Below are 7,846 nucleotides of genomic sequence, written 5' to 3'. Positions count from 1 at the left end.
CCGGCGCTGCGCCCCGGGGCGCTCGTCGGGCGCCGGCGGGGGCAAGCGGCGCAGCAGGCTCGCGCAGCTCGGTACGGCCATGGTCGCAGGCTCCGGGCGGGCGGGCGCTTCAGCCCGCGTACCGGCGCGCGGCGGCGTACATCGCGCGCACGTTCTCGACCGGGGTCTCGTCGGGAATGCCGAATGCGGCGTCCAGGATCAGCTTGCCGCCCTTGTTCCAGACCTTGTCCACCAGATGCTTGACCGCGGCATCGACCTCTTCCGGCCGTCCGGTCGTCAGCAGCGACGGCGACAGGTTGCCGCGCAGCGCGACCACGTCGCCCAACACCTCGTGTGCCCTGACCATGTCGGTGCGCTCGAACCAGTAGATGCACTTGCCGGCGGGGATGTCGCGGATCGTCTCCAGGCGCTTCGTGCAGTCCGCCTCCCACAGCGGCATCGGGATCAGGTCGGCGTCGATCAGGCCGAGCAGCATCCTGCGGAACGGCGGCCACCAGAAGGTCTGGAACTGCTTGTCCGACATGAAGGCGTCGGGCGCCCAGTGGATCGGGATCATCACGATCGGATGGCCGGAGGCCCGCGCGGTCGCGATGGTCTGCCGGGTCAGGAAGATCGAGGCCTTGTCGAGCAATTCGAGCAGCTTGTCCTTCTTGCGGTAGAGATCCTTCATCATCCCGGTGGCGCCACGGAAGTAGTCGGCGATGAAGTCGTACGGCGAGACGGCGTTGACGCCGTTGATCAGCGGGAAGCCCTGGGCCTTGATGCGCGCGTTGAAGTCGGCGGCGTGACCGGCAAACGTCTCCACCTCTTCCGCGGCACGGATGATGCGCTCGAAGCTGGCGCGCACCTCCGGCTTGGCGAACGGGCGGATGCCGTTGATGAGGCGGAAGTAATGCAGGCCGGGGAAGATCGGCAGTTGGTCGATGCCCTCGAAGGCACTTGCCACCCGCGGAAGGTACTTGTGCAGATAGAAGCCGGTCGGATCGAACAGGAACTCGTCGTACTCGTCGGCCAACATGTATTCCCGATCGAGGTACTGGAAGGGCTGGTTCTCGTCGACGCCATGGCCAGGCCACTGAAGCTGCTTGAAGCCGATCGCCTCCAACGAGCGCCCGGAAGCCACCGCCGCCACAATCGGAGCGCAGGCGTCGGGTTCGAACTCGAGCACCGCGCGCTCGGCCAGTTCCTTGGTCTTTTCGTAGTCGTACATCAGCTCCTTGCAGCTGATGCCTCCGTACTTCTTGGCAAGCCAGAAGGTGGCGTAGAACGCGGTCGGCATGCGGTCGGGCTGCTTCAGTGCGACGCAGTCGAGGATGCGCTGCCAGCGCACGTCGTGGGCCGCCTGGGCGACGGCATTCGGCTGGATCGGCGCGTTCATGCCGCCACCCGCAGCCATCTGTTGCAGAGGTTGACCGCTTCCACCGCATTGACGCCGAAGGCATCCGCACCGGTATAGGCACGCACGGCCTCGTCGATCTGGCCACCACCGACCATGATCTTGAACTGGCTGCGCAGCCCCTCCCTCTCGAACGCCTCGACCGTCTCCTTCATCGAGTCGAACGCCAGGGTCAGAAAGCCCGACAAGGCGACGACGTCGGGCTTGAAGCTGCGCACCTCGTCGATGAACGTCGCCACCGGCACGTCGATACCGATGTCGCGCACCTCGTAGCCGTTGATGTCGAGCATGAAGCTGACGATGTTCTTGCCGATGTCGTGGAGGTCGCCATGCACCGTGCCCACCAGCACCCGGCCCAGCTTCTTCGCGCCGCCGCCCTCGCCGTCCGCCAGCAGCGGCTTGGCGATCGCCCCGACCTGGTCGAGCATTTCGCCGGCGAGGACCAACTCGGGGAGAAAGTATTCGCCCTCCTCGAAACGCTTGCCGACAATATCCATCGCCATGCGGCACAGCTCGAGCACGCGCAGCGGATCCTTCGTGTCTTCGAACAGCATCCGGTTGGCGAGCGCCAGCGCGTCATCCTCGTTCATGTCGGCGAGCCAGGCGACCAGATCGCGCTCGTCGCCCTCCAGGCCGCTCAGGATTTCCTCGATATCCATGCTTGTCTCCTCCTTTGGTTCGTGCGCGGATCGTCAGCCTGACGTCCCGCCAGCATTTTTCTGCTTCGGTGCCCCACGATTCCTCGGACAGCACGACCACCCGGGACCAGACTCGCGTCGATCTCCAGCACATCGCGCCATGGAGATGGAGGAATCGCTCGATGGCTCGTACAAGGCTTTTCCAGTGAAGCGGATAGCGGACCTGGCGATGAATGAACAGTTATTCAGTTACCGCAGTATAGTGAAGCTTCACCGGTTGTCCACTCCCCGTTTACCCCTGACCGCCCGATGTCCGGACCGTGTCCGCGGCGCGCCCTCACCCGAGGAGCGGACAGGCGCGCTCGATCACGCGTACGAGCAGCGGCGACGGCACCGTGATCGCGATATGGGCGTGGATGCGATGCCCCTCATCGCCTGTCGCAAGCCCGGCGCACCGGCACCGACGCCGATGTGGAGTCGGTGCGTCCGGCCCAGTCGCACTCGACCGGGTCACCCGCAGTCACTGCATCGGCACCGCATTCGCAGCGCGGCGCGAGCTCGGGGCCTTCAGGCGCGTCCGGCAGAGGTGGACTGATCGGGGGTCGCAGGTCTGGCGCTCACTCGCTCACCCTTCCGCGCGCGGCCTTCACCGACGACCGCCGCGCCTTGCCCTCCAGCCTGCGGGTGACCGAGGCGCGCGTCGGTCGCGTCGGGCGGCGGTCCTTCGGCGGGGCCGCGACGCGCTCGATCAGCTCCTCCAGCCGGCGCAGCGCCTCGGCGCGGTTCTTCTCCAGGCTGCGGAACTTCTGTGCCTTGATGATCACGACGCCGTCCTTGCTGATGCGCTGGTCGCGCAGCTGCAGCAGCCGCGCCCGGATCTCCTCGGGCAGGCTGGAGGCGGCGATGTCGAAGCGCAGATGCACCGCGCTCGACACCTTGTTGACGTTCTGGCCGCCGGCACCCTGGGCGCGGATCGCGGTGATCTCGACCTCATCGGGGGAGAGCGTCCAGTGCGGCGTCATCGCTCCATCCCTCCCGGTCGAGCTTCAGACACCACGCGCCGCCGCCAGGCACTTCGGCAGCTGTGCCTTCGACGCGCGCTGGATGCGACACAGCAGCGCCACCGACACCTGCGCCACCTGGTGGCGCAGGCGCAGCTCGTCTTCGAGCCGAAGCAGCAGGCTGGCCGCCATCTCGGCGTCGGCGAGCGCGCGGTGGAAGCGGCCGGCGACCGGCAGCCGGGCGTACTCGACCAGCGCGCCGAGCCGGTGGCTGGGGGCGAGCGGGAACAGGCGGCGCGACAGCAGCAGCGAGCACACGAAGTCCTGCGCGCGCGTGCGCTCGATGCGGGCGAGCTCCGCGTCCCAGAACTTCGCATCGAACGCGGCGTTGTGCGCGACCATGGGGATGCCGCCGACGAAGTCCGCGACCTCGCGCATCACCTGCGCGGCAGGCGGTGCGCTGCGGATCATCGCGTTGGAGATCCCGGTCAGCGATTCGATGTAGGCCGGGATGCGCACGCCCGCGTTCATCAGGCTCTGGTAGCGATCCACCACTCGCCCGTCCTGCACGATCACCGCGGCGACCTCGGTCGCGCGGTCGCCCTGCGCGGGCGACAGCCCCGTGGTCTCGAAGTCGATCACCGCCACCGCTTCCATGCTCGCGCCCTCCCCGTCTATTTCGGCCAGGCCTGAAGGCGGCAGGCGTCGCAATCTTCCCAGGGCAGGCAGTCGCACACCCGCGGCAGCGCCACGTAGCGGCTCCCCACCTGCACCTTGGCCTCGGCGCTTGCCGACGCCGCCCGCCGGGACGCCGGGGCCGGCGCTGCCGCAGCCGAGGCATCGTGCGGCGCCGGCTGCCAGCGGGCGAACACCGCCGGATCGAGGCTGCCATCGATATACCAGCGCTTGCGCGCGGCGTCCCAGCGCGCGCCGAGCTTCTTGGCCTGGTCCTTTTCGGCGAAGGGCACCTTCAGGTCGTGTCGCATGGGGTCACCGGGTGGGAGCTTGGGGGCCGACAGGGTCGGCCCCGGCAGCGAGGATGGGAACGGGAACGGGCGCCCTCCGGCGCAACGTAGACGCAAAAAAGCCCCTTTGTGGATCAGGGGCTTCAGTGCCTTGGCGGAGACGGAGGGATTCGAACCCTCGATGCGAGTTTTAGCCCGCATGCTCCCTTAGCAGGGGAGTGCCTTCGACCTCTCGGCCACGTCTCCATCAGGAAGGCGCGATCATAGCGAGTTCGTGACTGCCGGTCAAACGTTGATCGGACGCACCTATGCGGCGGCGCACCACCTTGCGGGCGAGCGCCGCCCGGCACCCGCTCGCAGCGCCGATCGCCGCTGCAAGGACCGCCACGCGATCGCCCTGCGCACAGCAGCTCGCAACCCGCCGCGTCGGATGCGTTCGGGGTTTCGTACCGAGGCGACACCGAACTTCTGAACTATCCGTGCCATCGTCCTATCCAAAACTCAGGTGAATAAGGTTCGCGGTGTTGGCCAAGGCGTGAAATTTTGCTCGCCGGATTGAAACAAAATCAACAAGACGCCTTTTTAATGCTTTTTTTGGTAAATACGCCAAAATCTATTTTGTATGTAGCGCGGATACTAACCTATACTGCATGCGTTCTATGACCTTAGTCATAGGCAGGATCCTGTCCGCATCGAATCCGGGGTGGCCCGGAGCCATGCAAACTCGAGGAAATCTCCATGAAAGCAAATGAAAAGCTGGATGTACGTGAAATTCGCCGCAAGCTCGGCCTGAACCAGTCGCAGTTCTGGTCCAAGATCGGCGTGACCCAGAGCGGCGGCTCCCGCTACGAGAGCGGCCGCAACATTCCCCGCCCGGTGCAGGCCTTGCTGCGTCTGGTCCACGTCGAGCAGATCGACATCAACAAGGTCAAGCGCGACGACGTCGAGGTCGCCGAGTACCTCAAGACGACCAACCCCGAGCTCTACAAGACCCTCAAGAAGGAAGCACGCGCCAAGCGCAAGGAGCGCTGAGCGCATGCCGCGCGCAATCAAGGGCTGACGCGTACCGTCAGCCCTTTTTTTCGGGCGCGCCCGGCGATCGCCTCGAGCTCATCCACCGTCAGCGTCGAGATCCGCGGCGCCTCCGGCTGCATCGACGGCCGCGCCACGCCGTACAGCAGCACCCCGCGCAGGCGCTCGGTGCCGGCGGCTTCGAGCAGCGCCAGCCAGGCGTCGATGTCCGCGCTCGACGGCAGCGCACCGTCCCAGCGGAACATACAGGTCTGCACCCAGGTCGGGCACAGCGCTGCGCAGCGTGCCAGGTTGCGCGCCACCGCCGCGGGTTCGAGCCGCACCCCGTTGATGCGCTCGATCGCCTCGGCGCTGCCGCCGTCCACCTTGAACCACACCTCGCCGCCGGCGTCGCCCAGGCGGCGCACGCCCTCCTGCACACGCGCCTGCGCGAGCAGGCTGCCGTTGGTGATCAGGCGCACCGGCACGGCCAGCGGCGACAGGCCGAACTCGTCGCGCAGCCGCAGCACCAGCGCGACCGCCTCGGGGAAGACTGCGGCGCTGGTCGCCTCGCCATTTCCCGAGAAGGCGATGTCGCGGATCACCCGCGCGCCCTCGGGCACGTGGCGCGCCATCCAGCTGCCGTGGATCAGGTCGGCGAGAAAGCCGCGCAGCTCCCCCTCGAGCCGGGCCAGGTCGATCTCCGGCGCCTTGCCGCGCACCAGCTCGGGCACCTGGCAGTAGGCGCAATGCCAGTTGCAGGCGTTGTTCGGGTTCAGGTTGATGCCGATCGACACCCCGCCGGCGCGGCGCGACAGCACCGGATAGACGTAGGTCAGCCCGGCGAGGTCGCGATCGTGGTTGCGCACCGTCAGGGGCGCGGACGCGCCGAGCGGCCGCCCTTGGGAAGAATTCATCGTTTGTTCAACCACTTGCGGAAAATACGCGGGATCGGTGCAGGCGCCCCGGTGCTATACTCCGCTGCCTTTCCAGAGAGACCCGCCATGCGCATCACCCGCCGCCTCGAATTCGACGCCGGACACCGGATTCCGGACCACGCCAGCCAGTGCCGGCATCTGCACGGCCACCGCTACGCGCTGGAGGTGACGCTGTCGGGCGACATCATCAAGGCCGACGGTGTGCCGGTCAACGGCATGGTGATGGACTTCGCCGACGTGAAGCGCATCGCCAACGAATACGTCGTCGGTCCCTGGGACCACGCCTTCCTGGCCTATCGCGGCGACCACCTGGTGCTCGACATGCTGGCCGCGATCCCCGGCCACAAGACCGTGGTGCTCGATGTCGTCCCCACCGCCGAGAACCTCGCCGCCGAGGCCTTCCGCATCCTCGACCCGGCCTACCGCGACACCTACGGCAACCACCTCAGGCTCGAGCGCGTGCGCCTCTACGAGACCCCCAACTGCTGGGCCGACGCCCTGCGCGACTGAGCCGCGCCTCACGCCTCAGCAAGCATAGCTGCGCAGCCGCAGCGAGAACTCCTGCAGCTGGCGGATGCCGCTGCGCTCGGCGCGTGTCACCCAGTCCTGCAGCTGCGCGAGCAGCTGGTCGCGGCTGGCATTCGAGCGCGACCACAGCGCGGCAAGTTCGTCGCGCATCGCCACCACGGTACGCAGCGCAGGGCTGCCCTCGACCGCCTGCTCCAGCTGCCTGCGCTGGGCCTCGTCCAGCCCGCGCAGCTCGCCACCCAGCACCCAGCGCCGCAGCCGGCGCGCGCTCAGCGCCAGACCGTGCGCCTCGCGCAGCCGCCGCGCCTCGTCGGCAAAAACCTCGCCCAGCGAGCGCACATAGCGCGTCATCACGTCGTAGCGGTGGGTCACGATCGCCTGCAAGGTGTCGAGATCGGGCACCGCCTTGGCCTCGCCGAACCTGGGCCGGGGGATCGTCTTCCTGACCTTCGCCAGGCCGAGCAGCTCGAGCACGCGGATGTACATCCAGCCGATGTCGAACTCGTACCACTTCGCGGACAGCTTGGCCGAGGTTGCGAAGCTGTGGTGGTTGTTGTGCAACTCCTCGCCGCCGATCAGGATGCCCCAGGGCAGGAGGTTGCGCGAGGCGTCGTCGCAATCGTAGTTGCGGTAGCCCCAGAAGTGCCCCACGCCATTGACCACCCCCGCCGCCCAGAACGGGATCCACGCCATCTGCACCGCCCAGATCGTCAACCCGAGCGCGCCGAAGGCGACGAGATCGACCACCAGCATGACGGCGACGCCGAGGACGGAGTGGCGGTAGACCTTGCACTCGAGCCAGTCGTCGGGCGTGCCATGCCCGTAGCGCTGCAGGGTCTCGGCGTTCTTCGCCTCGGCGCGGTAGAGCTCCGCGCCCTCCCACAGCACCTTTCGCAAACCGCGCGTCTGCGGGCTGTGCGGGTCCTCCACGGTCTCGCACTTGGCGTGGTGCTTGCGGTGGATCGCCACCCACTCCCTGGTCACCATGCCGGTGGTCAGCCACAGCCAGAGGCGGAAGAAGTGGCTGGGCAGCGCATGCAGCTCGAGCGCGCGGTGGGCCTGATGGCGGTGCAGGAAGACGGTGACGGCGACGATGGTGACGTGGGTGAGCGCGAGGGCCACCACCACGTAGCCCCACCAGGGGAGATCGAACAAACCGTTGTACATGCGCGGAAACGTCCGGAAGAAGTGAGCAGCGCCCCGATTCTACGCAGGCCCGCTCGGAATTGGACCAGGTCCGGGAACTGTTACCACACCCCATCACGGCAAGGGTCATTCCAGCTTCGCTTTCGCGCCTGCCGGCGCTCCTACAAGAACCACCACGGCTCCGGTTTAATGTAGGAGCGGCGGCAGCCGCGAATGCGCCCTG

9 protein-coding genes and 1 tRNA gene are annotated in these 7,846 nt (G+C 67.3%); 2 read left to right on the top strand and 8 right to left on the bottom strand.

What is annotated here, in order from left to right:
* Nucleotides 1–109: 109 nt before the first annotated feature.
* The 6 genes from C667_RS17810 to C667_RS17785 form a co-directional block, all read right to left on the bottom strand.
* A complete protein-coding gene (locus C667_RS17810; protein WP_211207731.1) occupies nucleotides 110–1,378 on the bottom strand; it encodes a uroporphyrinogen decarboxylase family protein in 1,269 nt (422 codons plus the stop codon).
* Nucleotides 1,375–2,055, bottom strand: coding sequence for a cobalamin B12-binding domain-containing protein (locus tag C667_RS17805; protein WP_004373042.1), 681 nt, complete (start codon nucleotides 2,053–2,055; stop codon nucleotides 1,375–1,377). Before C667_RS17805 ends, C667_RS17810 begins: the two co-directional genes overlap by 4 nt.
* Nucleotides 2,056–2,651: 596 nt before the next feature.
* On the bottom strand, nucleotides 2,652–3,056 hold the full coding sequence (arfB, locus tag C667_RS17800) for an alternative ribosome rescue aminoacyl-tRNA hydrolase ArfB (protein WP_004373040.1): 405 nt from the start codon (nucleotides 3,054–3,056) through the stop codon (nucleotides 2,652–2,654).
* A gap of 24 nt (nucleotides 3,057–3,080) precedes the next feature.
* Nucleotides 3,081–3,692 (bottom strand): 3'-5' exonuclease, encoded by a 612-nt coding sequence (locus C667_RS17795; protein WP_004373037.1) that lies wholly within the window; start codon nucleotides 3,690–3,692, stop codon nucleotides 3,081–3,083.
* A gap of 17 nt (nucleotides 3,693–3,709) precedes the next feature.
* Entirely contained in the window at nucleotides 3,710–4,021 is a 312-nt protein-coding gene (locus tag C667_RS17790) for a DUF5710 domain-containing protein (RefSeq protein WP_004373034.1), read from the bottom strand.
* A gap of 131 nt (nucleotides 4,022–4,152) precedes the next feature.
* A tRNA-Ser gene (locus tag C667_RS17785) sits at nucleotides 4,153–4,246 on the bottom strand.
* A 492-nt stretch (nucleotides 4,247–4,738) separates the two neighbouring features.
* Between C667_RS17785 and C667_RS17780 the strand changes: the two genes are divergently transcribed.
* Nucleotides 4,739–5,032 (top strand): helix-turn-helix domain-containing protein, encoded by a 294-nt coding sequence (locus tag C667_RS17780; RefSeq protein WP_004373031.1) that lies wholly within the window; start codon nucleotides 4,739–4,741, stop codon nucleotides 5,030–5,032.
* Nucleotides 5,033–5,049: 17 nt separating this feature from the next.
* Here C667_RS17780 and C667_RS17775 read toward each other — a convergent pair whose 3' ends face one another.
* Nucleotides 5,050–5,928, bottom strand: a complete 879-nt coding sequence (locus C667_RS17775) for a radical SAM protein (RefSeq protein ID WP_004373028.1) — start codon at nucleotides 5,926–5,928, stop codon at nucleotides 5,050–5,052.
* 87 nt (nucleotides 5,929–6,015) lie between these two features.
* Between C667_RS17775 and queD the strand changes: the two genes are divergently transcribed.
* Nucleotides 6,016–6,459, top strand: coding sequence for a 6-carboxytetrahydropterin synthase QueD (queD, locus tag C667_RS17770; protein WP_004373025.1), 444 nt, complete (start codon nucleotides 6,016–6,018; stop codon nucleotides 6,457–6,459).
* 15 nt (nucleotides 6,460–6,474) lie between these two features.
* Here the strand turns inward: queD and C667_RS17765 are convergent, their stop codons facing one another.
* A complete protein-coding gene (locus C667_RS17765) occupies nucleotides 6,475–7,644 on the bottom strand; it encodes a DesA family fatty acid desaturase (protein WP_004373022.1) in 1,170 nt (389 codons plus the stop codon).
* Between the last annotated feature and the right edge of the window lie 202 nt (nucleotides 7,645–7,846).

Source organism: Thauera phenylacetica B4P, from assembly GCF_000310225.1.
Taxonomy (GTDB): domain Bacteria; phylum Pseudomonadota; class Gammaproteobacteria; order Burkholderiales; family Rhodocyclaceae; genus Thauera; species Thauera phenylacetica.
This window is presented reverse-complemented; position numbering and strand designations above follow the sequence as displayed.

Excerpts from the sequence above, each read along its gene's own strand:
- C667_RS17765 (WP_004373022.1), bottom strand. The coding sequence starts at position 7,644 with ATGTACAACGGTTTGTTCGATCTCCCCTGGTGGGGCTACGTGGTGGTG.
- C667_RS17775 (WP_004373028.1), bottom strand. The coding sequence starts at position 5,928 with ATGAATTCTTCCCAAGGGCGGCCGCTCGGCGCGTCCGCGCCCCTGACG.
- C667_RS17805 (WP_004373042.1), bottom strand. The coding sequence starts at position 2,055 with ATGGATATCGAGGAAATCCTGAGCGGCCTGGAGGGCGACGAGCGCGAT.
- C667_RS17780 (WP_004373031.1), top strand. The coding sequence starts at position 4,739 with ATGAAAGCAAATGAAAAGCTGGATGTACGTGAAATTCGCCGCAAGCTC.
- C667_RS17795 (WP_004373037.1), bottom strand. The coding sequence starts at position 3,692 with ATGGAAGCGGTGGCGGTGATCGACTTCGAGACCACGGGGCTGTCGCCC.
- arfB (WP_004373040.1), bottom strand. The coding sequence starts at position 3,056 with ATGACGCCGCACTGGACGCTCTCCCCCGATGAGGTCGAGATCACCGCG.
- queD (WP_004373025.1), top strand. The coding sequence starts at position 6,016 with ATGCGCATCACCCGCCGCCTCGAATTCGACGCCGGACACCGGATTCCG.
- C667_RS17810 (WP_211207731.1), bottom strand. The coding sequence starts at position 1,378 with ATGAACGCGCCGATCCAGCCGAATGCCGTCGCCCAGGCGGCCCACGAC.
- C667_RS17790 (WP_004373034.1), bottom strand. The coding sequence starts at position 4,021 with ATGCGACACGACCTGAAGGTGCCCTTCGCCGAAAAGGACCAGGCCAAG.